The sequence below is a fragment of the Mesorhizobium sp. ES1-4 genome (genome assembly GCF_020164745.1).
Lineage (GTDB): Bacteria > Pseudomonadota > Alphaproteobacteria > Rhizobiales > Rhizobiaceae > Mesorhizobium.
Genome location: NZ_JAIUGV010000005.1, coordinates 337,489 through 359,597, shown reverse-complemented (window position 1 = coordinate 359,597; position 22,109 = coordinate 337,489). Strand labels below are relative to the sequence as shown.

Below are 22,109 nucleotides of genomic sequence, written 5' to 3'. Positions count from 1 at the left end.
AATGGGCGTAACGCAAAGTGCGTCTTTTATCTACCAAAGGCCGCGTTTCAGGATTAACCATATGGCCATGGACGTGCGGGATTCGACCGGGACGGCTGGACAAATACCAGTGGTGGCTGTTCGTTCGCGCGGCCACGGCAAGGCCGGCCGTTTGTGGGCTGCGTTGCGCCTCTCCCTTCTCTCGCTGCTCATCCTTGCAACACTGTTTGCCGGCGGCTTCGGCTGGTTCGCCAACAAGATCAGCCATCTGACCACGCCCGCCAACCCGGCCAAGGCCGATGCCATCATCGTGTTGACCGGCGGCCAATCGCGCCTCGACGCGGCGATGGAGTTGCTGGCATCCGGCAAGGGCGAGCGGTTGCTGATCAGTGGCGTGCATCCCTCCGCCAGCCGTCACCAACTGCAGGCGGCGACCGGTGGTGACAAGAAGCTGTTTTCCTGCTGCGTCGACATCGATCGTGCCGCGCTCGACACGATCGGCAATGCCGAGGAAAGCGCTAAATGGGTGGAAAATCATGCCTATGGCACGGTGATCCTGGTCACCAACAATTATCACATGCCGCGCAGCCTGTTGGAGATGGGCCGCCTGCTGCATGGTGCCAAGCTTGAACCTTACCCGGTGGTCAATTCCAACCTCGACAATGGCGGCTGGCTGACCAAGCCGCGGGCGTTGCGCGTGCTGTTCACCGAATATACCAAATACCTCCTGGCGCTGGCTCGCGGAATTATCCCGGTGAAACCGACGCCGGATGGCATCGCGTTGGCCGACACGGCCGGCGGCGGCTGAGCCGGCATCATTGCTTGGCTGCGCCCTCTGGCACGCCCTTGAGGCGCGCGATCTCCTGTTCAAGCTGCTGGATGCGCCTGTCGCGCTCGCCAAGCGCCGCTGCCACATCCGCAGCCTCGAAGCGCTGCGGTATATGTTGCGGGCAATTGGCATCCCACGCCGAGATGGTGAACAGGATGATCTGTTCGGGACGCGCCTTGTAGTCCGGCGGCATCAGCCGCGTCATCAACTCGGCATCGTTTTCGATGACGCGTGCCGTACCCCAGATCTTGATGCGCTGGCGCATCATGTAGTCGATCAGGAACAGGAAGGCGCGCGAATTGTCGGCCAGATTGCCCTGGGTGATGAACTGCCTGTTGCCGGCAAAATCCGCGAAGCCGATCGTCTTCTCGTCGAGCACCTTGAGAAAGCCGGCAGGGCCGCCGCGATGCTGGATGTAGGGCTGGCCATCGCCATTGGCCGTCGACAGGAAGACGCTGGTCTGCATTGCGATGAAGGCGGCAAGGTCCGGTGTGATCGCCGACTGCCAGCCGCCATGCTCCTCTACGCGGGCGTACGATTGGCGCGAACCCTTGCGCGCCTGGATCGCCTTGACCGTCGGTGTGAAGGCGACATCGCTCGTAAAGGCGTGTGCGTTCATCCAAACCTCCTGCAGGAAACGTTTCTAAAGCCCGAGTTCCGATAGGGATGGATGGTCGTCCGGCCGCCGGCCGAGCGGCCAGTGATATCGGCGCTCGGCCTCGGCGATCGGCAGGTCGTTGATGCTGGCGATGCGCAGGCGCATCAGCCCGTGCTCGTCGAACTCCCAGTTCTCATTGCCGTAGCTGCGGAACCAGGAGCCGCTGTCGTCATGCCATTCATAGGCGAACCGCACCGCGATGCGATTGCCGTGAAAGGCCCAGACTTCCTTGATCAGCCGGTAGTCGAGCTCGCGGCTCCATTTGCGCGTCAGGAACGCCTGGATCGCATCGCGGCCTTGCAGGAATTCGGAGCGATTGCGCCAACGGCTGTCCGCCGTATAGGCAAGCGCAACCCGCGCCGGATCGCGCGAATTCCAGGCATCCTCGGCCATGCGCGCCTTCTGGGCTGACGTCTCGGCGGTAAACGGCGGAAGCGGCGGGCGGTTCTCGGACATGGCGGTTCCCTCGTCGATCACGGCCGCCATAGGCGAGCCGCGCCGACAGATGTAGGGCCTTCCACCTTTTTAATGCAGATGGCATGTTTGCAAGCTATCCTTCCATTTTCTGGAAGCCGCAATGGATCGTCTCGAGGCCATGTCCCTGTTTGTCGCCGTGGTGGAGGCCGGCAGCCTTTCCGCCGCGGCCCGCCGCTTCGGCATTCCGCTGGCCACCGTCAGCCGCAAGGTTTCAGATCTGGAGCGCCATCTGAACACACGGCTCCTGAACCGCTCGCCGCGCCGGCTGACGCCGACCAATGCCGGCCAGGCCTATCTTGCGGCCTGCCGCCGCATCCTCGACGATGTCGGCGAGGCGGAACGCGCGGCGGCGGGCGAGTACAGCGCGCCGACCGGGGAACTGGCCATCACCGCGCCGGTCGTCTTCGGTCGCCTTCACGTGCTGCCGGTCGTCACCGGCTTTCTGGCGGCCTATCCCGACGTCAGCATCCGCCTCACCCTGGCGGACCGCATAACCCAGTTGGTCGAGGACCATTTCGACCTTGCCCTCCGCATCGGCCAATTGCCCGACTCGAGCCTAGTCGCCATTGGCGTCGGCTCGATCCGCCGCGTCGTCTGTGCAAGCCCGGCCTATCTGGCTGCGCATGGCACGCCCACGACCTTGGACGATCTGGACGCTCACAGTTGCGTCACTTTCGACGGGTTTGCCTCCGCTGCCCAATGGACCTTCGCCAGCAGCAGGACGGAAGTCACGCTCCAGGTCCGCTCGCGGCTTCAGGTCAATACCGCCGAAGCAGCGATCGACGCCGCGATTGCCGGCATCGGGCCAACGAAGGTTCTCTCGTACCAGGTCGATGCGGCGGTGCGGTCGGGCATGTTGCGCATCCTGTTGCAGGAATTCGAGCCGGAACCGTGGCCGGTAAGCCTGGTGCATGCGGGCCACGGCCTGCTGCCGGTCAAGCTGCGTGCCTTTCTCGATTTCGCCGCGCCGCGCCTGAAGGAACGGCTGGCGCGATTGGGGTAGTGACCGGCCCCGACCCTCACCAGACCTTGCTTCGTCATCGGTCGCGACAGGCCTAGGCCATTTCCTTTTTCACCGCGCTTGGTGTAACCAACGCACATCTCCTCACCGGACCTCCCCCATGCTCTATGTCAGATCGCTGGCGTTCAATTTCGTCTTCTACGTCAATCTGATCGTCCAGATGATCCTCTGGACTCCGTACTATTTCCTCTCGCCCCGTCACCGCGCCTGGTTCGTGCCGAAATTCTGGTCGCGCACCTCGATGTGGCTCTATGACAAGATCGCCGGAACGAAGAACGACATCACCGGGCAGGAAAACCTGCCCGAGGGCTCCTTCATCCTGGCGCCCAAGCACCAGTCGTTCTGGGACGCGATCGCTTTCTTCCCTTTCCTCCAGGACCCGCTTTACATCCTGAAGCGCGAGCTGACCTGGATCCCGTTCTTCGGCTGGTACATTTTGAAGATGCGCATGATCCCGGTGCATCGCGGCAGCCGCTCCAAGGCGTTGAAGGCCGTGGTCGCGGCGACCAAGGAAGAGCTGGCGCGCAACCCGCGCCAGCTGATCATCTATCCCGAGGGCACGCGCCGGGCGCCGGGCGACGAGCCGGCCTACAAATACGGCATCGTCGAAATCTACACGCAGCTTGGCGTTCCGGTGGTGCCGGTCGCCCATGTCGCCGGCCTCTATTGGCCGCGCCGCAAGTTCCTGCGCTATCCCGGCACCATCAAGGCGCGCTTCCTGCCACCCATACCGCCTGGCCTGGGCAAGGACGAGTTCATGGCGCGGCTGATCGGCGAGACCGAGGCTGCCTGTGACCAGCTTCTCATCGAGGCATCGCGCGCGCCCGACCCGCCGGCCCTGCCGCCAACGGCGGTAAAGCGGTTGCGGGAGCTCGGCGCGAAGGCTTGACGGCTCCGCGGCCTGATCGTCAACCGTATACCGCCAGCACCATGGTCAGCAGCAGCATCGCGGCAAAGACCAGATTGATGATCCGCGAGGCGACAGGCCTGCGCAGAAAGCGCGCGAGCCCCGCACCAGCAAGAAGCCAAGCGGCGTGGATGACAACGATCATCACCGCGAGAACGGCCAGTTTCGTCCACGCGCCGAGCTCGGCGCCGCCCTTGCTCGACGAGGCGCCGGCGAACACGGCGGCGATCGCCAGATAGGCCTTGGGATTGGCGACCGCCAGGAGAAACCCAGCCAGCCAGGTTGGGCGAGACGCGTTGGCGGCGCGTTCAGCCAATGGCGGGGCGGTGGCGATCCTGAAAGCCAGATAGAGGAGGTAGGCCGCGGACGCCACGACCAGCAATGGCGCCAGCTTCGGCATCGAGGCCAGAGCCGCCATGACCCCGGTCGCCACGACCAGCAGGACGGCGATAGTGCCCAGCACGATCCCGCCGGTATAGCGCAGTGAAGGACGCAAGCCGAAGGCGGCGCCAACGGCGGTGACGCTTATCGTCGCCGGTCCCGGGCTGCCCATGACGACGGTGGCTGCCAGCAGCAGCGCCAGCAATTGGCGCCAAAGCTCCGGCTGCCAAACAAGCGGTCCGGCCATCCGATCCTCCACCCCCTACTCCTTGCGCGAAGGACGGTATGACAGGACATGAGGATCGTATTGGACGTTCGTGCGTCCCGCCTTGCCAGCGGCCTCAGGCGCTGGCCTTGTCGAGTTCGGCGATGTCGTCGGCGCTCAACGTCAATGACACCGCCTTGATCAGGCTGTCCATCTGGCTCGGCTTGGTGGCGCTGGCAATCGGCGCGGTGACGCCTGGCCGCGCGATAACCCAGGCAAGCGCCACTTCCGCCTGCCTGGCCGAATGCCTGGCGGATACGGCATCGAGCGCCGCAAGAATGCGCATGCCGCGTGGATTGAGATAGCTGCCGACATCCTCCCCGCGCTCGCTTTGGCCGAGATCGGCCTCGCTGCGGTACTTGCCGCTGAGAAAACCCTTGGCCAGGCTGAAATAGGTGATGACGCCGATATTCTCGGCCATGCAGACGTCGCGCAGCGGGCCGTCGAAGGCGGAACGGTCGTAGAGATTGTATTCCGGCTGCAGCACCTCGTAGCGCGGCAGGCCGCGCAGGCTTGCCACGTCAAGTGCAGCGCGCAACTGGCCGGCGTCGAGATTGGAACAGCCGGCATAGCGGATCTTGCCCTTGGCGAGCAGCTTCTCATAAGCGCCGAGGGTTTCCTCATAGGGTGTGGTCGGGTCCGGCCAGTGCGACAGGTAAAGGTCGATGAATTCGGTCTGCAGCCGCTTCAGCGACGCGTCGACGGCCTTTTCTATATAGGCGGCGGACAGGTCCCTGTGGCCCTGGCCCATATCCGAGCCGACCTTGGTGACCACCACCACTTTGTCGCGGTTGCCCCGGTCCTTCATCCATTTGCCGATGATGGTTTCCGATTCGCCGCCTTTGTTGCCGGGAACCCACCGCGAATAAGCGTCGGCGGTATCGATGGCATTGAGGCCCGCGCCGACGAAGCGGTCGAGCAGGTCGAAAGAGGTTTTCTCGTCAGCGGTCCAGCCGAAGACATTGCCGCCCAGAACCAGCGGCGCGATGGAAAGGTCGGTGCGACCGAGACGGCGTTTCTGCAAGACGGATCTCCGTGATGATTGGGACCGGGCGATGCCGCCCGCTGGCTGGGTTCGGAGCCTAACCTAGGTCTTGCCAGATCGAGGTCAAAGGCCTGGCCGCTCTTTTCCGTAAATCCAGCGCTTCACAAAGGCGCTATCCGTCGCGCCACATCCTCCAGCCAGTGGTCGCGGATATCGAGCGCCTCCAGATGTTTCAGCGTGCTCAGCACATAATCCTCATTGTTGCCGGATCGGCCGACCGCGCCGCGCACCACGGCCGCCGCATTCGCCGCATCCAGCGCCCCGGCATATTGCTCATGCTTGCGGTCGACGATGTAAGCCACGGCTTCGACCGCGCCGCCGCCATCGAGGCGAACCTTAAGCGTCCGCTCGAGATAGACGCTGGTGACAAGCTCGCGCTCGCGCAGGTAGGCAATGACCTCGTCGCGCAATTCGCCGGGCACGCGGAAAGCGAGGCCGACGCAGGAACCGCCACGGTCGAGGCCAAGCACCAGTCCCGGGCGCTGCCGCGTGCCGCGATGCACGAAGGAATAGACGCAGAGCGAACGGCGATAGCCATGCAGATGGGCACGCCGTGTCTCGACATGCGCGAAACCGGGCCGCCAGATCAGCGAACCATAGCCGAACACCCAAAAATCGCCCATATCGCCGCGCCTGATTGCAAAAAGAATGGCAGCACCGCACCGGAAATCGGTGTTTTTTCCATCCGTCTCTGTCTACCTAGTGTTCGGAATCAAGAACCCGTCCACACCATCCATGCGTTACTGAGAGCCAAAGCATGACGTCAAGTGACGAACGCCAACCGGGTACCGGTCGCCGCCTATGGTGGCTTGCGGCGTTCATCCTCGTGCTGTTCGCCATTTACAGCGCCGGCTGGTTCTACCTTGCCGGCAGGGTCAGGACTGAAGCCGACAAGGCGGTTGCCACGCTCAACAAGAGCGGCATCCAAGCCGGCTGCGCCAATCTCCAGGTCAGTGGCTATCCCCTGACCTTTGCCGTCTCCTGCGACAACCTCGCCTATGAGGATGACGCCAAGAACATTGCCGCCTCGGCCGGTAGTTTCAATGCCACCGCCCAGATCGTCCAGCCCTTGTCGCCGGTTGCCAATCTGCGCGGTCCGCTCCGAACCTCAGTCCCTGGCATGATGCCGCTCTGGATCGACTGGGACAATCTGCAGGCCAACGTCAGACTCTGGTACCCGCTGCCGCGGCGTATATCACTGCAAGCCGAGGGCCTGTCGGGCCAGACCGACCCGGCCGACGACACCGATCCGGTCGAACTGTTCAGTGCCGGCAAGGCATTAGGCCAGTTGCAGCCGAATAGCGGCGATCTCGACTATGTCGGCAGCTTTGGCGATCTTGAGATTGACCCCGACGCTATCGGCGGGCGCGTGCTGCCGGCGCTCGATGCCAGCGGCGACGTGACATTGAAGAACGGCGTTGCGCTGGTCGGCACGCAGGTGAAAAGCCTGCGTGGCCAGAGACTGGAAATCCGCAACCTCGATCTGTCGTCGGGGACGGCGCGTGTCACCGTTTCCGGACCGCTGTCGGTCGATAGCGAGGGCCTGGTCGACGCCGATCTGATGATCCGGATCAAGGATCCCAAGGCTGTCGCATCCATCCTTGCCGGCGCCATACCCGAGCAGAAGAATGCGATCCAACAGGGTTTTGGCGCTCTCGCTCTGCTTGGCAGCGAACCGTCGATGCCGCTGAAAGTCGTCAAGGGCAAGGCCTCCCTCGGCTTCATCCCGCTGGGCAAGATCAAGCCAGTGCAATAGCGCAGCCATGACAACACCCGTGAAGCTCCTGAGTGTCGGGGCGCTGACGCTGGACATGATCCTGCGGGTCGACACATTGCCCCGCCATCAGGGAAAATTCATCGCTTCCGACGGCGTCCAGATCGCCTCCGGCATGGCCACCAGCGCGGCCTGCGCCGCGCGTCGTCTCGGTGCGAAGGTGTCGCTGTGGGCGAGCACCGGCGCCGATCCGGTCGGCGATCAGTTGGTGGCATCGATCGAGGCCGAGGGCGTCGATTGCAGCCATGTGCGCCGCGTCGGCGGCGCACGCTCGGCACTGGCCTCGATCCTGGTCGATGCGCATGGCGAACGTATCGTCGTGCCTTTCTACGACACCCGCGCCCAGACTGATCCCGAGGCTTTACCCTTCACCGACATCGCGGCGTTCGATGCAGTGCTGGCCGACGTGCGCTGGCCGGGTGCCGCGGCACTTGCCCTCAAGGCGGCGCGCGCCGCTGGCCGCCCGGCTATCCTCGATGCCGATACCGCGCCGCTGGCGGTGCTGGAGAAACTGTTGCCGCTGGCCTCGCACATCGTCGCTTCCGAGCCGGCGGTCCGTATCATCTGCGGCCACGCACTGGGCCTGGAGACCGCTTGCGCGGACCTCGCCTCCCGCACCGACGCGTTCGTCGCGGTCACCGGCGGCGCGGCGGGAACCTGGTGGTTCGATCGAAGCGCCGGATCATCCCGGCACGTCGCGGCGCCGAGGATCAAGGCGGTCGACACGCTGGCCGCCGGCGATGTCTTTCACGGTGCCTTTGCGGTCGGGCTGGCGGAAGCCATGCCGGTCGAACATGCCTTGCGTTTTGCCAGTGCGGCCGCCGCGCTGAAGTGCCTGCGCTTCGGCGGCAGGCTGGGCGCGCCGGACCGGGCCGAGACGCTCGCCATGGTGGCCGCGACCTGGCCGGCTGAACCGACCTAGCTCTTTGCCGGATGCTCGACCGCCTGGCGGCCAAAGTCCGGTACGTCGATGTCCTGCCCAGCCTCGATGATCGAGCGGCGCACGGCCCGGGTGCGGGTGAACAGGTCGAAGAGCTTGTCGCCGTCGCCCCAGCGGATCGCCCGCTGCAGGAAAGCCAGGTCCTCCGAGAAGCGCGCCAGCATTTCCAGGATGGCATCCTTGTTGTGCAGGCACACGTCCCGCCACATGGTCGGGTCGGAGGCGGCCAGACGCGTGAAGTCGCGGAAGCCGGAGGCGGAATATTTGATGACTTCCGTCTTGGTCACCGATTCCAGGTCGTCGGCGGTGCCGACGATGTTGTAGGCGATGATGTGCGGCAGATGCGAGACGATGGCCAGCGTCATGTCGTGATGCTGCGGGTCCATCGTGTCGATGTTGGCGCCGCAGCGACGCCAGAATTCCGACAGCCGTTCCAACGCTTCCGGATCGGTGCCCGGTACCGGCGTGAAGATGCACCAGCGATTGTCGAACAGGTCGGCAAACCCGGCGTCCGGGCCGGATTTTTCGGTACCCGCCAGCGGATGGCCGGGAATGAAATGAACGCCACCAGGCACATGCGGCTGCATCTGCGCGATGACCGAGGCCTTGGTCGAGCCGACATCGGTGAGGATGGCCCCTTTTTTCAGCGCCGGCGCGATTTCCTGCGCCACCGCGCCGGATGAGCCGACCGGCACCGAGACGATGACCAGATCGGCGTCGCGGACCGCTTCCTTCGCGTCCGTGGTGTAGGAATCGCCGAGCCCAAGTGCCTCGGCCCGCTCGAGCGTGGCCGCGCTGCGCGTCGAGATGGCGACATGGCGAGCCAGCCCCTCGCGGCGGATGACGCGGGCGAGCGACGAGCCGATCAGGCCGATGCCGACCAGCGCGATCTTTTCGAACATCGGTGATGTCATGGTGTTCCGGCTTTTCAGGCGTTCTAGGTTCTCAGGAATGTCGTGAGCGCGGCGACAACGCCGCGATTGGCCTCTTCGGTGCCGACTGTCATGCGCAGCGCGTTGGGAAAACCATAGCCGGAAACGCGCCGCAATATATAGCCGTGCGCGGTCAGGTAATCGTCGGCCGCCGCCGCGGAATGTTTCTGGTCGTCGGGAAAATGAATGAGCAGGAAATTGCCGACGCTGGGCGTCACCCGCAGCCCGAGCCCGGTCATCTCTTTGCTAAGCCAGGCGAGCCAGGTCTCGTTATGCGCCACGCTGCGCTCGACATGGGCGCGGTCGCGAATGGCCGCGATACCGGCCTCGATCGCCGTCGCATTGACGTTGAAGGGACCGCGCACTCGGTTGATGGCGTCGACGATGTGCATCGGCCCGTACATCCAGCCGATGCGCGCGCCGCCGAGGCCGATCTTGGAGAAGGTGCGGGTCATCACCACGTTCTCGGCGCCGCCGACCAGCTCGATGCCGGCCTCATAATCGTTGCGGCGGACATATTCGGCATAGGCCGCGTCGAGCACCAGCAGCACATGCTTGGGAAGGCCTGCATGCAGGCGGCGCACCTCCTGGAACGGCACATAGGTGCCGGTCGGGTTGTTGGGATTGGCCAGGAACACGATTTTCGTGCGCGGCGTCACAGCCGCCAGCATCGCATCGATGTCGGCGCGCTCGTCGGTCTCCTCGACCACGACCGGGGTAGCGCCCGCCGACTGGATGTAGATCTTGTAGACCATGAAGGCATGTTCGGTGAAGATCGCCTCGTCGCCGGGCGCGAGGTAAGTCTGCGCCAGCAGGCCAAGGATCTCGTCCGAACCGTTCGAACAGACGATGTTTTGCGCATTGAGCCCATGCACCTCGGCGATCGCCTCCCGCAGCCGCCTGGCGGTGCCGTCGGGATAGACGTCGAGTTTGCCGGCGACTTCGCGCGCGGCCTCGATCGCCTTCGGCGACGGACCAAGCGGGTTCTCGTTCGACGACAGCTTGTAGACCTTGGCGACACCGGCCGGCGCCGCGCTCTTGCCGGGCACATAGGCCTCGATGTCCATGATGCCGGCGCGCGGCGTTGGACGTGGCTTGTCCGATGTCTGGTTCATGTCTTGCAAAATCCGTCGAAAACGCCTCCATCCGGAAGCCGCTGCGGAAATACAAGCCACGGCACGCAATGTCGAGAGGTGGCAGCGGTGCCAGCGGCCGCCATTGACGGCGAGGCGGGCGGGTTCTAGAAGAACCATGACAGTTCCGTGGTGATTTGGCCGGTCGGCTTGCAGCCACGTTAAACAATTCGCTAAAGGGCCGTTTGCGTGACGTAACCGGCTTTGCGAAGGCAATGCCGGTTTTTTATTGTCCGCCGCCGGCCGGACGACCGCATCGGCGCCGTGAAAATCAGCGGGGATTTTCGCACGAAACGATGCAGCAAGAGAGATTAGCAATGGCCGCTCCGCGCGCAGCAAGGACCAACACCGAAGTCGACAATCCGTCGAGCCCGGTGTTGCGTTTCGGACCCGACAAGCCGCTCAAGCTCGATGCCGGCACGCTGCTGTCGCCGTTCCAGATCGCCTACCAGACCTATGGCACGCTGAACGACGCCCGTTCCAATGCCATCCTCGTCTGCCACGCATTGACCGGCGACCAGCATGTCGCCAACACCAATCCGGTGACTGGCAAGCCGGGGTGGTGGGAAGTGCTGATCGGTCCCGGCAAGATCATCGACACCAGCCGTTTCTTCGTCATCTGCTCCAACGTCATCGGCGGCTGCCTTGGCTCTACGGGCCCGGCGTCGACCAACCCCGCCACGGGAAAGCCCTATGGGCTCGGCCTTCCGGTCATCACCATCCGCGACATGGTGCGCGCGCAGCAGATGCTGGTCGACCATTTCGGCATCGAGAAGCTGTTTTGCGTGCTGGGCGGCTCGATGGGCGGCATGCAGGTGCTGCAATGGGCGTCGAGCTATCCCGAGCGGGTCTTTTCGGCGCTGCCGATCGCCACAGGCGCGCGCCATTCGTCACAGAACATCGCCTTCCACGAAGTCGGGCGGCAGGCCGTGATGGCGGATCCGGACTGGAATGGCGGCAAATATTTCGAGCACGGCAAGCGCCCGGAAAAGGGGCTGGCGGTGGCGCGCATGGCCGCCCACATCACCTATCTGTCGGAAGCCGCCCTGCACCGCAAATTCGGCCGCAATCTGCAGGACCGCGAAGCGCTGACCTTCGGCTTCGACGCCGATTTCCAGATCGAGAGCTACCTGCGCCATCAGGGCATGACCTTCGTCGACCGCTTCGACGCCAACTCCTACCTCTACATGACGCGGTCGATGGATTATTTCGACCTCGCCGCCGATCATGGCGGCAGGCTGGCCGACGCGTTCGCCGGCACCAGAACCCGCTTCTGCCTGGTGTCTTTCACCAGCGACTGGCTGTTCCCGACCGAGGAGAGCCGATCGATCGTGCATGCGCTCAACGCCGCGGGCGCCTCGGTGTCTTTCGTCGAGATCGAGACCGACCGCGGCCACGACGCCTTCCTGCTCGACGAACCGGAACTGTTCGCAGCCATCAACGGCTTCATCGGCTCGGCCGCGCGGGCCAGGGGACTCAGCGCATGACCCCGAAAAGTTGCAGACTTTTCGGACCATGGTCATGCGCCACTCAGGAGGCGAAGCCATGAGCGTCAACGGCAGCCAGCGCGTCGACCTGGAGGTCGTCGCCAACCTCATCCCGCCTCGGTCGCGCGTGCTCGACGTCGGTTCGGGCGACGGCTCCCTGCTCGAATTGCTGCAGGACACCAAGCAGGTCGACGGCCGCGGGCTCGAGCTGTCGCAGCGCGGCGTCAACGAATGCGTGGCGCGCGGCCTCTCGGTCATCCAGGGCGATGCCGACACCGATCTCGAATTCTATCCCGACAAGGGTTTTGACTTCGTCGTCCTGTCGCAGACCCTGCAGGCCACCCGCAACCCGAAGCTGGTGCTGGACGAACTGCTCAGGATCGGCAACCGGGCGATCGTGTCCTTCCCCAATTTTGGCCATTGGCGGGTGCGCCTGTCGCTGTTCGTCAAGGGCCGCATGCCGGTGACCAAGGATTTGCCCTATTCCTGGTACGACACGCCCAACATCCACTTTTGCACCATCCGGGACTTCGTCAATCTGTGCGAGGAGCTCGGCGCGACGGTCGAAAAAGCGACCGCGCTCGATGCCAACGGCCAGAAGATCGGCCTGTCGATGCCTTGGTGGTTCTGGAATTTCTTTGGCCAGCAAGCGGTTTTTTTATTGAGACGATAATGGTTGATATCTGGACTTGTTCGTGCTCCTGGGGAGTTGCCTGAATTCTTGGCGCTACAAACGGATACCATAGAGCGTGCGAATGCCGAGCTATTCCCTGGTAATGGAGATGGAAAACGCGAGGTCTGTCGACCCGGATGAGTTAAGCGTTGGGCTGGCTGCCTTGGCGCATGAAATTGCTGCTGTTTCCTCGCTGGGTTTTGCCAGGCCACAGATCGTTATCTCTCATGGCGGGGACGACGCCGGCACACTTTTGCTGAGAAGCAATATAGCGCCCGCGACGTCGCAACTGGAACAGGTCACCGACTTGATCTTCGTCGCATGCCCAGGCGGGCGGTACTACGATCTCAAGAACAACGGCGTTCCGGCAACCGATGGCGACATCGTCATTTTCACGGACTCCGATACCGTAGTGGAACCCGGATGGCTGTCAGCCATGCTTGCTCCATTTCAAGATCCCGCGACCATGGCCGTAAATGGATACACCTACCTTTATTACGATGATTTCATGTCGAGGACATTTGCCCTCATCTGGTTTTTCCCTATGGCGCAAAAGGATACCCGCTTTGCTTCGAAGCGGGCGATAAATGCCAACAACGTGGCCTTCCGCCGCGACTGGATCACCAATCATCCCTTTCCCAAAAACAATGGTTTCAAGGTTTCCTGTACGCTGCTGATGCGTTCGCTGAAGCGCGACGGCCATGAACTCGTCAGCGCCAATGCACGTGTCTATCATCATCCGCCGCGTGGCTGGCGCTTCTTCCGCTGGCGCGCGTTGGTGACCGGCCGCGATGCCGACCGGAAGTTTAGAGAGTTGGTATCCTCCCGTCGTGGCCAGCGTATCGCGAAGTCCCTCAGCCGGTGGCTGACCATGTCGTGGCGTACAATACGACGCGTCATACGGCATGCGCCGCAGACAGGAATGCCGGTCTGGCAAATTCCATTATCTCTGCTTGTTGGGCTGGCGTTCTACAGTTTGGCATTTTGGGGCCAGTTCAGCTTGGCCGCAGGTCTCATCGGTGACGAAACTGAGGTTCTACCCGACTTTGCCGGCGAATGAACGCAGCGCGCAAACAAGGACTTATCAAACACTGAACTGCCCTAGACCAGGGCTGACGGCACCAACACAGCCACCGGTATAGCTCCCTACCCCAAAACCTCCCTCTGACGTCATGGAACATGAGGTGCATCACGGCAGACAGCACATCATCGCATCGTCGATTCGCGAGCATGGCTGGCTGCGCTGGTGTTGCACTTGAAGCGCGCGGCACGGAATTCGTCATGCCACATGGATTGAGTATCGGCACGACGGATGACATCGGCGGCCTTTTTTTGTAGCGTCAGGCTAAATCCGATGAGGGCCATCCGGGGGGACGTCCGATCCATTCGACAATCCTGAAGATCGAAGTATCCGGCGCGACGCGCGGTTTTGCGCGGAAGATGGTTGACGCGATATGATCGGCAAGACGGAACAGGCGCCCCTCATCACGGTCATCACGCCGACTCACAACCGGCGCGAAACGGTGCTCCGCGCCGTCGAAAGCGTGCTTTGCCAGAGCATGCCGCGGCTTGAGCATATCGTCGTCGACGATGGCTCGACCGACGGAACCGAGGAGGCGATCACCCGCATACATGACCCCCGGCTGATCTATGTCGGCGCGAAATGGCGCGGTGCCAACGCCGCCAGGAATGCCGGCATCGAGCGTGCGCGGGCGCCCGTGGTGACATTTCTCGATTCCGACGACGTCTACTTGCCGCACCGGCTCGAGCGTACGCTGGCCCGGTTCCATAATGATCCGTCGCTCGAAGTCTTGCTCAGCTCGTATGTCTCGCTGAAGAGCGGCCGCGCCACCAACTGCATCAATCCCGAGGCATTCGTCAGCCCCATGATGCTGGAGCGGACGCTTGTGGCGCAGACGATCTTCATCGCCGGCTCGGCGATATCGGCCCGCCGCGACGCTTTGCTGGCGGTTGGCGGTTACGACAGCGACATCACCCGGATGCAGGACCGCGAGTTATTATTGCGCCTCGCGCAGCGGTTCGGCGCGCAACTGTCGGGAGATATCGACTGGACGAAATACAATTCGGAGAATTCGATTTCGGGTCGCAGGACAGGCTATGTCGAAGCCTACGCGAATCTGATGGGCAAACACCCGCATATCGCCCGCTCCTACCCGCATATTCCACCCTACATGATCTCACGGCAGATCATTGCCGATATTCTCAGGGGCCGGATACCGGAGGCGTTCGAGGGCTACATGGCCAATCGCTCATCGAAGGCGCTTGGCTACTCCTTGCCGGAACTGGTCAACGGATATGTCCGGGGCCGGCGCTGGCGCCGCGATCTCTTCAATTCATTCCGCAACGAGTTCGGCGCCCGGCCCGCCTGATTGCCTCTCGCCCGGAAGGACCCGCGGATTTGGGGCAAGGACGTGCCCAAAACGTCCCCGAATCCCACCGGTCAAGTTCCGAAAGCAGCTATTTCTTGCGCCGGGCGGCGACCGGCGGCGGTTCGATGGCACCTGCCCTGACGTGGACGGGTTTCAGCGCGGGCGCGCCGGTATCCTTCACGATCGTCAGGGACCGCGGAAAGAACTGGCTGTTGTGCAGGCCGCGTCCAATATTGATGATCGCGGCGCCCGTCAGATGCTTATCAAGCAGCGACAGCACACGCCTCAGCGACGGGCCGTCGAACGCATCCATCGCTTCATCGATGATCACCCATTTCGGTTTCCGCAAGGCAAGCCTGGCGAAGGCGAGCGATCGCTGTTCGTCATCGCCCAACTCGCGCTCCCAGCGGGCCGACCGGTCGAGCGAGGAGGACAGCCGCTCGAGGCCGACTTCGGCAAGCACCGCCGAAATATCGGCATCGCTTGCCGGGACTGCGCCAAGGGGATGGTCAAGGACCTCGCGCAACGTACCGGCCGGGAAATACGGGACACGCGGCACGAAGATGGGGACTTCTCCCGCCGGCATGCCGATCTTCCCGCTTCCCCATGGCCACAGGCCGGCAATGGCGCGGAAGAGCAGCGTCTTGCCGGCGCCGGGCTCGCCGGTGATCATCACGCGCTCGCCGGCACGGATTTCGACATGCAGGTCGGAGAGTTTTGTGCAGCCCTCCGGCGAGGCCACCTGGAGTTTCTCGAACGTCAGGCTGCCATTGGCGTTTTCACCGAAGGAGATACGCTTCTCCTTGTCGTGCAGCACGTCGGTTTCATCGAGCGCGATACGGAAGTCGGCGACGCGCATCAGCGTGGCACGCCAGTCGGCGATGCTGCCGATGTTGTTGATGAACCAGCGCAACGACGAATGCACCTGGTTGAAGGCGCCGACCGCCATCATCAGCCCGCCGAAGCTTATATCGCCCGAGAAATAGACCGGCGAGGCAACCAGGATCGGCGCCACCACTGTGATCCAGCCATAGGTGTCGGTCACCCAGGACAGGTTGATCTGGGCGGTGTAGATGCGCCGCATGGCACGCAACACCGTGCCGAGGTCGAGGTCCAGCCGTCGCTTGGCGTCGTCCTCGCCCCGGTACAGCGCGATGGCATCGACATTCTCATTGACCCGCACCATCGAGGAGCGCAGCTCCGCTTCGCGCGTATACCGGTCGCTGTTGAGGCGGATGAGCGGCCGGCCGACCAGCCAGCTCAGCCAGGAGGCGGTCCCGGCATAGAGAAACGCCGCCCAGACCATGTAGCCCGGGATCGCCAGCGACCAGCCGCCAATGTGGAACACGAAGCCCGAAGACAGCTCCCACAGCACGCCGACGAACGACACCAGCAGGATGAACGACTGCAGCAGGCCGACGCCTAGATCGGTCGACAGGTCCGACAGATGCGCGGCATCCTGCTGCATGCGCTGGTCGGGGTTGACGCCAATGGCGCCGGCATTGGCCAGCCGGAAAGCACGCGCCGGCCGCATCCATTGGTCGATCAAATCCAGCGTCAGCGCCTCGCGCAGCTTCAGCCGGATCATCTGGTTGAGCCACGTCTGGCCGATGTTGAGCACCAGCAGCCCGCCGGCGATCATGGCAAAGACAAGGAGCTGATGCAGGAAGGCCGCCATGTCGCGGCGCGCGAGCGCGTCGTAAAAGGGCTGGTTCCAGCGATTGAGCAGAACCTGGCCGATCGAGGTCGCGACGATGACGGCCATGATGCCTGCCGACGTCCACAGCAACCATTCGCGAACCGGCGATTCGATCAGCGCCCGCTTGATCGTCGCCACCTGATCGCGCAGGCTGCTGGCCACGGCGACCGGCTGAACGGTGGCCTGATTGTCCAGTTGATCGGCCATACCCGAGATCCCTGCGTTCAGTAGCGAAGCTGAAGCCGGATGAAGGGAGCCGACGGCGGCAGCTCCTCGACCATCCTGCGAGCCAGCACGACAGATAGGCCGGAAAGATGCCGCGCGATGCAAGTTTCCATCGCGATCACGAAGGTGTCAGTTGCCGGGCCGAGGACGCCTCGGCCCGGCGGCCGAGCCGTGTGGCGCCATGCGGCGACAGCACCGGCACGAAGACGCGGCGAGATGCGCGCTGGGCTACCGGCACGCCTTGGTAAAGCCGCTTCTGCGCTTCGACGACGATGACGCCCGAGAAGATCGGCCACAGCCGCCGGCCGGCGCGTTCCAGCACATTGTGGAAACGCATCATGAAGTGCCGCCGCGATGGCGGGAAAAACAGCGCATCGGACCATGCTGCCGGCGTGAAATTCGCCTCGCGCAGCAATTCCGTCAGCTGTCCGCGCGAGAAAGGCCGCCCGTTGCCGAACGGCGTATGTTCGAAGCGCGCCCAGACACCGCGCCGGTTGGGCACGACGATGACGACGCGCCCCGCCGGCGACAGCACCCGCCAGATCTCGTTCAGCGTCTCGCGCGGGTTTTCGACATGTTCGAGCGAATGGACGAGCAGCATGCGGTCGATGCAGGAATCGACCAGCGGCAGTTCCTCGTCGAAGACCAGTGCCGTTGCCGTCGGCCCCGTCGCCGGCCAGACCACGGCGCCCTGGGTGGCCGGCATGAAGGCGAAGACCCGCTCGGCGTCGGTGCCGAAGCGCTCCAGCCAGGGCAAGGTATAGCCGAGGCCGACCAGCCGCTCATTGGGCACCGCGGCCCATATCGACGACAGCGCCATGGTGATCGAGCGCTCGGCGAACCGGCCGAGCGTTGTCGAATAGAAGGAACGGAGATCGACGATGTCGGAATGCATGTCAGGGATGTAGCCGCGATATCGGCCGGATTCAACAAAAGCCCTCAAGGCGACCGGGATTGCGGATTTGTCCGCATGTCATCGCCATGCCCCGGACGACATTCGTCGCCCTGTGATGACATCCGCGCGCTGGCGCCCTATGTCTGCGGCGACAGAATGGAGACATGCGATGCCGGTCGAAATCGAACAGTTCATGTGCCGCACCGACAATTTCGGCGTGCTGGTGCATGACCCCAAAAGCGGACAGACCGCGATCATCGACGCACCCGAGGAAGCGCCGATCCTTGCCGCGATCAATCGCACCGGCTGGACGCCGACCATGATACTGACCACGCATCACCATCTCGACCACGTCGAGGCCAATCTGGCGCTCAAGGAGCGCTTCAAGCTGCGCATCGTCGGTCCGGAGGCGGAAAAGGCCAGGATCCCCGGCATCGACGAAACGGTCGAAGAAGGCTCCGTCCTTCATCTCGGCGGTGAGCGCATCGAGGTGATCGCCACGCCTGGGCATACCGCCGGCCATGTCTCCTACCATCTGCCGGCATCGAAAGTGGCGTTCACCGCGGATACGCTGTTCGCGCTGGGTTGCGGGCGGCTGTTCGAATGCAAGCCGCCGGTGATGTACGAATCGCTGAAGAAGCTCGCGGCCCTTCCGGCAGAGACGACGGTCTATTGCGGTCACGAATACACGCTCGCCAACGCCCGTTTCGCGTTGAGCGTCGACCCCACCAATTCCGCATTGAAGGAGCGCGCCGCGCGGATCGAGACACTGCGGGTCGACAACAAGCCGACACTGCCGACGACGATCGGCGAGGAACTGTCGACCAATCCCTTCCTGCGCTGGCACGATCCGGCAATCCGCAGGCATCTGGGCATGGAAAAGGCCGGGGATGCCGAGGTCTTCGCCGAGATCCGCAAGCGCAAGGACAATTTCTGAGCGCCAGGCCAACTTTTTGCAAATGACCCGTTCCGCGGAAATCATAGCAACACTCGCACTGAAGCGGCATCCGGAAGGCGGCTGGTACGCGGAAACCTTTCGCGACGCAGCCGGCGGTGCGCGCGGCCATTCGACCGCAATCTATTTTCTGCTGGAACGGGATCAGCTTTCGGCCTGGCATCGGGTCAAGGATGCGGCCGAGGTCTGGCATTTCCATGCCGGTGCCCCGCTGGCGCTGTCCATGTCGGATGAAGGCGGCGCCGTTGTCGAGCAGGTCCTCGGCATCGACCTCGCGGCCGGCGAACGGCCGCAGATCGTCGTGCCGGCGGGTTGGTGGCAATCGGCGCGCAGCCTTGGCGAATGGACGCTGGTCGGCTGTACCGTCGCGCCGGGCTTTGATTTCGCCGCATTCGAACTGGCCGAACCGGGCTGGCAGCCCTAAACCAGCAGGAAGCCGAAGGTGATTGCCAGCTGGGCGGCGTAATACAGCACCCAGACGGCAAGGCGCATCCAGGCACGATGCGGCGAGATGGCCGCCACCAGGAATTTCTCCGTGGCGAGCAGCCCGTCGGATGCCATGAACAGCACCGCACCGCCGACAACCAAAGGGCTGCCCGTCGTCAGCGCCGAGATGCCCATGGCGAGGATGGCCGCGACGTAGACGGCGATCGGAACCCGCAGGCCAGACCCAACGCGGCGCCAGAGCGCCGCCAGCATTGCGATCGCGAACACCGCCATGGCCAGTGCAATCGCGCCCCGCCAGGACTCGGCCGCAAGCACGTCCAGCCCGCCGCCGCCACGCAGGAACAGCGCGACATAGACGATGTGGGCGACGAGAAAGCTCGCCAGTCCGCCGAGAAATGCCTTTTCCCCGTCGCGCGAAAGGAAGGCGTCGCCAATGGCGCTGAGCGCAAGCGCGGCGACCAGCAGCGGCGGACCGCCCTGCATGCCGGCGAGCACGGCGAGCATGGTCACGGCGAGCGTCTTTGCCGCCGAGCGGGCCAGTGTCGGCGGCATGCCAGCCGTAAAGGCATAGATCACCGCCGCGACCACCGAAAAGATCAGCGTTGCATTGGCGGTGGCGTCGATGCCGCCGGCAAACGGCATCGTCATGCCCGGGCTCCGGCGATCGAGAAAGTCGCCGACAACAGGAATGGCATCTTGCCGGACGCATCCGTCAGCAACGCCCATATGGCGACCGCCGAAAAGCCGATCAGTGTTGCGCGCCCCATTCCGCCTCCAGGTGGCGCGCCCCATTCTGTCCCCGGTGGCGTGCCTTATTGTACCGCTTCGAAACGCCCGGCGCTGATGGTCAAGGTGCCGATCTGCGTTCCGACCGTGGCGTGTATCGGCGCATATACGCCGGTTTGGCCGAGCGGTGCAAACGTCACCATCATGCGGCTTTTGTTCTTGAGATAGTTGAGCGCCTTGCGGCCCTTGCGATAGCCGGCCACCGGCTCGAACCCCATTTGGCAGGTGACGGTGTCGCCCTTGTAGCCCGGCACCGAGATCGTTCCTTTCGAGGCATAGGTCAGCGTCAGGTCGGCACGCATCTCGCCATCATAGAACTTGACCTTGCGGCCGCAGACCTGGTCGAGGCTGTCGGCATGAATGACCGTGGCGGCCATCGGATCAAGCACCGAGGCCAGGTCGCGGGCGCCGACCGGCACCCAGTTGTTGGGGTCGCGCTTGCCCGGGGCGGGGATGACCTGCGTCGACGTCACGGCACCATTGGTGAAGCGGATGTCGACCACGGATGCCTTCTTGCCCGAGGTGTAATCGGCACGAAATGCCTGCGGCACCATCTTCTTGCCTGAAATCGTGCCTTTGGACGAGATCGTGCCACGCGTGTCGTCGAACAGCCTGGCGAGTCCAGCGGCCTTGACGGTGCCTTCGATCGCGTAGGCACCGTTCTCATAGTGGCTCGAGAAGGTCGACCTGGCGATCGAGAGACCCAAGAACGACACCGTGTATTCGCCCTTGAACGATTGCGGCGAGGCAGCTGACGCGGCGGACGGCAGGGCGATGGCAAGCGCGGCAACAAGCACGTGAGACGAACGAGGCATGGCGGGAGCGGATCCTTGATTTTCGGCCGGAGGCGGGCGGCTCCGGTCTGGCATGTCCCTATGAGACCGCTTATTAGGATGAAATCCGGCCTTAATATGAAATGCCGGGCGCTTCCGTGGGCGAGCCGGAGCTTGACGCCCCGGTGAAATGCAACTATGGAACGCCAACTTTTCCATAAGGCCGCCTGACCAGAACCGCGCGCCACCCGGCGTGGGCACAAAGGTTTGGCAGGTCACGAGAGAATTGAAGGTTAGAACCATGTCCCGCACCTGCGAACTCACTGCCAAGGCAGTCCAGACCGGCAACAATGTGAGCCACGCCAACAACAAGACCAAGCGTCGTTTCCTGCCGAACCTCGTCAATGTGACGCTGATTTCGGAAGCGCTGAACCAGAACGTGCGCCTGCGCATTTCGGCCAACGCGCTGCGTTCGGTCGAACATCGTGGCGGATTGGATGCCTTCCTGGCCAAGGCCGACGTCAAGGAGCTGTCGCAGCGCGCGCGCCTCTTGAAGAAGCAGATCGCCAAGAAGCTGGCCGAGCAGGTCGCTGCTTAACATCGGATAAAGGCGGGGGACGACCGCCTTGGCCAACGTCTCGTTGGCCAATGGGCATCGGATGGATGCGCAAGGTCCGGCAATCCGATGCTCGATTTCGAAGCGAGCGCTGCCTGATGGCATCATGCTCCGCTGGTTCCATTACCCAGGATAAAAAAATGTCTTTCTTCTCGCGATACCTGCCCTTTGTGGCCGCCATGGCGCTTGTCGTCGTGGCATCGAACATCCTCGTGCAGTTCCCCATGCAGGGCCAGATCGGCGGCCTGTCGCTGGCCGACCTGCTCACCTGGGGCGCTTTCACCTACCCCTTTTCCTTCCTGGTCACCGACCTCGCCAACCGTCGCTACGGGCCAGCCGTGGCGCGCCGGATCGTCTTTGTCGGCTTCATGACGGCGGTGGTGTGCTCGATCCTTATCCCGCCCTTCCTGTTCCGCCATGGCTTCATTGAATTCGAGACCGCCGCTGACCGGCTGGTACGCATCGCGGCCGCTTCCGGCGCTGCCTTTCTGACCGCACAGCTGCTCGACGTCACTGTTTTCAACCGCCTGCGCCGGCAGAGCTGGTGGCGCGCGCCAATCTTGGGCACGCTGGTCGGATCGGTGTTCGACACCGTCGTGTTCTTCAGTGTGGCCTTTTCAGCAGCCTTTGCCTTCGCCGGCCCAAGCGACGGCTTTGCGCTCGAAAGCACCCCGTTGATGGGCCTGTTCCATATCGACGCCATGCGCTGGGTGTCCTGGGCGCTCGGCGACCTCAGCGTGAAGCTGATCATCGCCGTCGTGGCACTGATCCCTTATCGGCTGCTCGCCGCCCACTGGAGCCAGCCGGCTGTCGCGGCTTGAA

Annotated in this window: 25 protein-coding genes, 1 pseudogene and 1 riboswitch; of the genes and pseudogenes, 13 read left to right on the top strand and 13 right to left on the bottom strand. The window is 63.5% G+C overall.

Annotated elements, in window-relative coordinates; translation table 11 throughout:
• Positions 1-61 precede the first annotated feature (61 nt).
• Positions 62-787 carry a YdcF family protein gene (locus LB556_RS12370; RefSeq protein WP_224567364.1) on the top strand — a complete coding sequence of 242 codons (726 nt, stop codon included), beginning with the start codon at positions 62-64 and terminating at the stop codon, positions 785-787.
• Positions 788-794: 7 nt separating this feature from the next.
• Here LB556_RS12370 and LB556_RS12365 read toward each other — a convergent pair whose 3' ends face one another.
• Positions 795-1,427, bottom strand: a complete 633-nt coding sequence (locus LB556_RS12365; protein ID WP_224567361.1) for a pyridoxamine 5'-phosphate oxidase family protein — start codon at positions 1,425-1,427, stop codon at positions 795-797.
• 24 nt (positions 1,428-1,451) lie between these two features.
• Positions 1,452-1,922, bottom strand: coding sequence for a DUF1348 family protein (locus LB556_RS12360; RefSeq protein ID WP_224567358.1), 471 nt, complete (start codon positions 1,920-1,922; stop codon positions 1,452-1,454).
• Between the two features lie 121 nt (positions 1,923-2,043).
• Between LB556_RS12360 and LB556_RS12355 the strand changes: the two genes are divergently transcribed.
• Positions 2,044-2,946 carry a LysR family transcriptional regulator gene (locus LB556_RS12355; RefSeq protein WP_224567355.1) on the top strand — a complete coding sequence of 301 codons (903 nt, stop codon included), beginning with the start codon at positions 2,044-2,046 and terminating at the stop codon, positions 2,944-2,946.
• Between the two features lie 118 nt (positions 2,947-3,064).
• Positions 3,065-3,853: a lysophospholipid acyltransferase family protein gene (locus LB556_RS12350; protein ID WP_224567352.1), complete on the top strand. Its 789-nt coding sequence runs from the start codon at positions 3,065-3,067 to the stop codon at positions 3,851-3,853.
• 19 nt (positions 3,854-3,872) lie between these two features.
• Here the strand turns inward: LB556_RS12350 and LB556_RS12345 are convergent, their stop codons facing one another.
• The 3 genes from LB556_RS12345 to LB556_RS12335 all read right to left on the bottom strand — a co-directional run bounded on the left by LB556_RS12345 (position 3,873) and on the right by LB556_RS12335 (position 6,185).
• A complete protein-coding gene (locus LB556_RS12345) occupies positions 3,873-4,499 on the bottom strand; it encodes a LysE family translocator (protein WP_224567350.1) in 627 nt (208 codons plus the stop codon).
• A 94-nt stretch (positions 4,500-4,593) separates the two neighbouring features.
• Positions 4,594-5,541 (bottom strand): aldo/keto reductase, encoded by a 948-nt coding sequence (locus LB556_RS12340; protein WP_224567347.1) that lies wholly within the window; start codon positions 5,539-5,541, stop codon positions 4,594-4,596.
• A 122-nt stretch (positions 5,542-5,663) separates the two neighbouring features.
• Complete coding sequence (locus LB556_RS12335; RefSeq protein WP_224567344.1) at positions 5,664-6,185, bottom strand: gamma-glutamylcyclotransferase; 522 nt, start codon at positions 6,183-6,185, stop codon at positions 5,664-5,666.
• Between the two features lie 134 nt (positions 6,186-6,319).
• On the opposite strand from LB556_RS12335, the gene LB556_RS12330 reads away from it, so the two are divergent.
• Positions 6,320-7,318 (top strand): DUF2125 domain-containing protein, encoded by a 999-nt coding sequence (locus LB556_RS12330; protein WP_224567342.1) that lies wholly within the window; start codon positions 6,320-6,322, stop codon positions 7,316-7,318.
• A 7-nt stretch (positions 7,319-7,325) separates the two neighbouring features.
• The gene (locus LB556_RS12325; protein WP_224567340.1) at positions 7,326-8,258 is read left to right on the top strand and encodes a sugar kinase; all 933 of its coding nucleotides are present in this window, start codon (positions 7,326-7,328) and stop codon (positions 8,256-8,258) included.
• Here LB556_RS12325 and LB556_RS12320 read toward each other — a convergent pair.
• Positions 8,255-9,190: a prephenate/arogenate dehydrogenase family protein gene (locus LB556_RS12320; protein WP_224567338.1), complete on the bottom strand. Its 936-nt coding sequence runs from the start codon at positions 9,188-9,190 to the stop codon at positions 8,255-8,257. The genes LB556_RS12325 and LB556_RS12320 overlap by 4 nt on opposite strands.
• Before the next feature lie 23 nt (positions 9,191-9,213).
• Entirely contained in the window at positions 9,214-10,323 is a 1,110-nt protein-coding gene (hisC, locus tag LB556_RS12315; protein WP_224567335.1) for a histidinol-phosphate transaminase, read from the bottom strand.
• A gap of 137 nt (positions 10,324-10,460) precedes the next feature.
• Positions 10,461-10,538: riboswitch (SAM riboswitch) on the top strand.
• Positions 10,539-10,658: 120 nt separating this feature from the next.
• On the opposite strand from hisC, the gene metX reads away from it, so the two are divergent.
• The 3 genes from metX (at position 10,659) to LB556_RS12300 (ending at position 13,561) form a co-directional block, all read left to right on the top strand.
• A complete protein-coding gene (gene metX, locus LB556_RS12310) occupies positions 10,659-11,828 on the top strand; it encodes a homoserine O-acetyltransferase MetX (RefSeq protein ID WP_224567333.1) in 1,170 nt (389 codons plus the stop codon).
• 58 nt (positions 11,829-11,886) lie between these two features.
• Positions 11,887-12,501 (top strand): methionine biosynthesis protein MetW, encoded by a 615-nt coding sequence (gene metW / locus LB556_RS12305; RefSeq protein WP_224567330.1) that lies wholly within the window; start codon positions 11,887-11,889, stop codon positions 12,499-12,501.
• Positions 12,502-12,583: 82 nt separating this feature from the next.
• Positions 12,584-13,561 (top strand): glycosyltransferase, encoded by a 978-nt coding sequence (locus tag LB556_RS12300; RefSeq protein ID WP_224567325.1) that lies wholly within the window; start codon positions 12,584-12,586, stop codon positions 13,559-13,561.
• Between the two features lie 146 nt (positions 13,562-13,707).
• Here LB556_RS12300 and LB556_RS12295 read toward each other — a convergent pair whose 3' ends face one another.
• Positions 13,708-13,887 (bottom strand): hypothetical protein, encoded by a 180-nt coding sequence (locus LB556_RS12295; protein WP_224567323.1) that lies wholly within the window; start codon positions 13,885-13,887, stop codon positions 13,708-13,710.
• 68 nt (positions 13,888-13,955) lie between these two features.
• Here LB556_RS12295 and LB556_RS12290 point away from each other — a divergent pair, with 68 nt between their 5' ends.
• Positions 13,956-14,891, top strand: coding sequence for a glycosyltransferase family 2 protein (locus LB556_RS12290; protein WP_224567322.1), 936 nt, complete (start codon positions 13,956-13,958; stop codon positions 14,889-14,891).
• 88 nt (positions 14,892-14,979) lie between these two features.
• Here LB556_RS12290 and LB556_RS12285 read toward each other — a convergent pair whose 3' ends face one another.
• Together LB556_RS12285 and LB556_RS12280 are read right to left on the bottom strand one after the other, a co-directional pair.
• Positions 14,980-16,797 (bottom strand): ABC transporter ATP-binding protein/permease, encoded by a 1,818-nt coding sequence (locus LB556_RS12285; protein ID WP_224567321.1) that lies wholly within the window; start codon positions 16,795-16,797, stop codon positions 14,980-14,982.
• 136 nt (positions 16,798-16,933) lie between these two features.
• Positions 16,934-17,710: a class I SAM-dependent methyltransferase gene (locus LB556_RS12280; protein WP_224567320.1), complete on the bottom strand. Its 777-nt coding sequence runs from the start codon at positions 17,708-17,710 to the stop codon at positions 16,934-16,936.
• Positions 17,711-17,879: 169 nt separating this feature from the next.
• Between LB556_RS12280 and gloB the strand changes: the two genes are divergently transcribed.
• Entirely contained in the window at positions 17,880-18,647 is a 768-nt protein-coding gene (gene gloB, locus LB556_RS12275) for a hydroxyacylglutathione hydrolase (RefSeq protein ID WP_224567319.1), read from the top strand.
• 22 nt (positions 18,648-18,669) lie between these two features.
• A complete protein-coding gene (locus LB556_RS12270; protein WP_224567318.1) occupies positions 18,670-19,089 on the top strand; it encodes a cupin domain-containing protein in 420 nt (139 codons plus the stop codon).
• On the opposite strand, the gene LB556_RS12265 is transcribed toward LB556_RS12270, so the two are convergent.
• From LB556_RS12265 to LB556_RS12255, 3 genes and pseudogenes are all read right to left on the bottom strand, one after another.
• The gene (locus tag LB556_RS12265; protein WP_224567315.1) at positions 19,086-19,760 is read right to left on the bottom strand and encodes a lysoplasmalogenase; all 675 of its coding nucleotides are present in this window, start codon (positions 19,758-19,760) and stop codon (positions 19,086-19,088) included. The genes LB556_RS12270 and LB556_RS12265 overlap by 4 nt on opposite strands.
• A gap of 14 nt (positions 19,761-19,774) precedes the next feature.
• Positions 19,775-19,879: pseudogene (locus LB556_RS12260) on the bottom strand (EamA family transporter); the annotation flags it as partial.
• A 45-nt stretch (positions 19,880-19,924) separates the two neighbouring features.
• On the bottom strand, positions 19,925-20,713 hold the full coding sequence (locus tag LB556_RS12255; protein WP_224567312.1) for a DUF3108 domain-containing protein: 789 nt from the start codon (positions 20,711-20,713) through the stop codon (positions 19,925-19,927).
• 259 nt (positions 20,714-20,972) lie between these two features.
• Here LB556_RS12255 and rpmB point away from each other — a divergent pair, with 259 nt between their 5' ends.
• Positions 20,973-21,269 (top strand): 50S ribosomal protein L28, encoded by a 297-nt coding sequence (gene rpmB / locus LB556_RS12250; protein ID WP_010911765.1) that lies wholly within the window; start codon positions 20,973-20,975, stop codon positions 21,267-21,269.
• A gap of 158 nt (positions 21,270-21,427) precedes the next feature.
• Positions 21,428-22,108, top strand: coding sequence for a queuosine precursor transporter (locus LB556_RS12245; protein ID WP_224567309.1), 681 nt, complete (start codon positions 21,428-21,430; stop codon positions 22,106-22,108).
• Position 22,109: the final 1 nt, after the last annotated feature.

Excerpts from the sequence above, each read along its gene's own strand:
- LB556_RS12370 (WP_224567364.1), top strand. The coding sequence starts at position 62 with ATGGCCATGGACGTGCGGGATTCGACCGGGACGGCTGGACAAATACCA.
- LB556_RS12365 (WP_224567361.1), bottom strand. The coding sequence starts at position 1,427 with ATGAACGCACACGCCTTTACGAGCGATGTCGCCTTCACACCGACGGTC.
- LB556_RS12360 (WP_224567358.1), bottom strand. The coding sequence starts at position 1,922 with ATGTCCGAGAACCGCCCGCCGCTTCCGCCGTTTACCGCCGAGACGTCA.
- LB556_RS12355 (WP_224567355.1), top strand. The coding sequence starts at position 2,044 with ATGGATCGTCTCGAGGCCATGTCCCTGTTTGTCGCCGTGGTGGAGGCC.
- LB556_RS12350 (WP_224567352.1), top strand. The coding sequence starts at position 3,065 with ATGCTCTATGTCAGATCGCTGGCGTTCAATTTCGTCTTCTACGTCAAT.
- LB556_RS12345 (WP_224567350.1), bottom strand. The coding sequence starts at position 4,499 with ATGGCCGGACCGCTTGTTTGGCAGCCGGAGCTTTGGCGCCAATTGCTG.
- LB556_RS12335 (WP_224567344.1), bottom strand. The coding sequence starts at position 6,185 with ATGGGCGATTTTTGGGTGTTCGGCTATGGTTCGCTGATCTGGCGGCCC.
- LB556_RS12330 (WP_224567342.1), top strand. The coding sequence starts at position 6,320 with ATGACGTCAAGTGACGAACGCCAACCGGGTACCGGTCGCCGCCTATGG.
- LB556_RS12325 (WP_224567340.1), top strand. The coding sequence starts at position 7,326 with ATGACAACACCCGTGAAGCTCCTGAGTGTCGGGGCGCTGACGCTGGAC.
- LB556_RS12320 (WP_224567338.1), bottom strand. The coding sequence starts at position 9,190 with ATGACATCACCGATGTTCGAAAAGATCGCGCTGGTCGGCATCGGCCTG.
- hisC (WP_224567335.1), bottom strand. The coding sequence starts at position 10,323 with ATGAACCAGACATCGGACAAGCCACGTCCAACGCCGCGCGCCGGCATC.
- metX (WP_224567333.1), top strand. The coding sequence starts at position 10,659 with ATGGCCGCTCCGCGCGCAGCAAGGACCAACACCGAAGTCGACAATCCG.
- metW (WP_224567330.1), top strand. The coding sequence starts at position 11,887 with ATGAGCGTCAACGGCAGCCAGCGCGTCGACCTGGAGGTCGTCGCCAAC.
- LB556_RS12300 (WP_224567325.1), top strand. The coding sequence starts at position 12,584 with ATGCCGAGCTATTCCCTGGTAATGGAGATGGAAAACGCGAGGTCTGTC.
- LB556_RS12295 (WP_224567323.1), bottom strand. The coding sequence starts at position 13,887 with ATGGATCGGACGTCCCCCCGGATGGCCCTCATCGGATTTAGCCTGACG.
- LB556_RS12290 (WP_224567322.1), top strand. The coding sequence starts at position 13,956 with ATGATCGGCAAGACGGAACAGGCGCCCCTCATCACGGTCATCACGCCG.
- LB556_RS12285 (WP_224567321.1), bottom strand. The coding sequence starts at position 16,797 with ATGGCCGATCAACTGGACAATCAGGCCACCGTTCAGCCGGTCGCCGTG.
- LB556_RS12280 (WP_224567320.1), bottom strand. The coding sequence starts at position 17,710 with ATGCATTCCGACATCGTCGATCTCCGTTCCTTCTATTCGACAACGCTC.
- gloB (WP_224567319.1), top strand. The coding sequence starts at position 17,880 with ATGCCGGTCGAAATCGAACAGTTCATGTGCCGCACCGACAATTTCGGC.
- LB556_RS12270 (WP_224567318.1), top strand. The coding sequence starts at position 18,670 with ATGACCCGTTCCGCGGAAATCATAGCAACACTCGCACTGAAGCGGCAT.
- LB556_RS12265 (WP_224567315.1), bottom strand. The coding sequence starts at position 19,760 with ATGACGATGCCGTTTGCCGGCGGCATCGACGCCACCGCCAATGCAACG.
- LB556_RS12255 (WP_224567312.1), bottom strand. The coding sequence starts at position 20,713 with ATGCCTCGTTCGTCTCACGTGCTTGTTGCCGCGCTTGCCATCGCCCTG.
- rpmB (WP_010911765.1), top strand. The coding sequence starts at position 20,973 with ATGTCCCGCACCTGCGAACTCACTGCCAAGGCAGTCCAGACCGGCAAC.
- LB556_RS12245 (WP_224567309.1), top strand. The coding sequence starts at position 21,428 with ATGTCTTTCTTCTCGCGATACCTGCCCTTTGTGGCCGCCATGGCGCTT.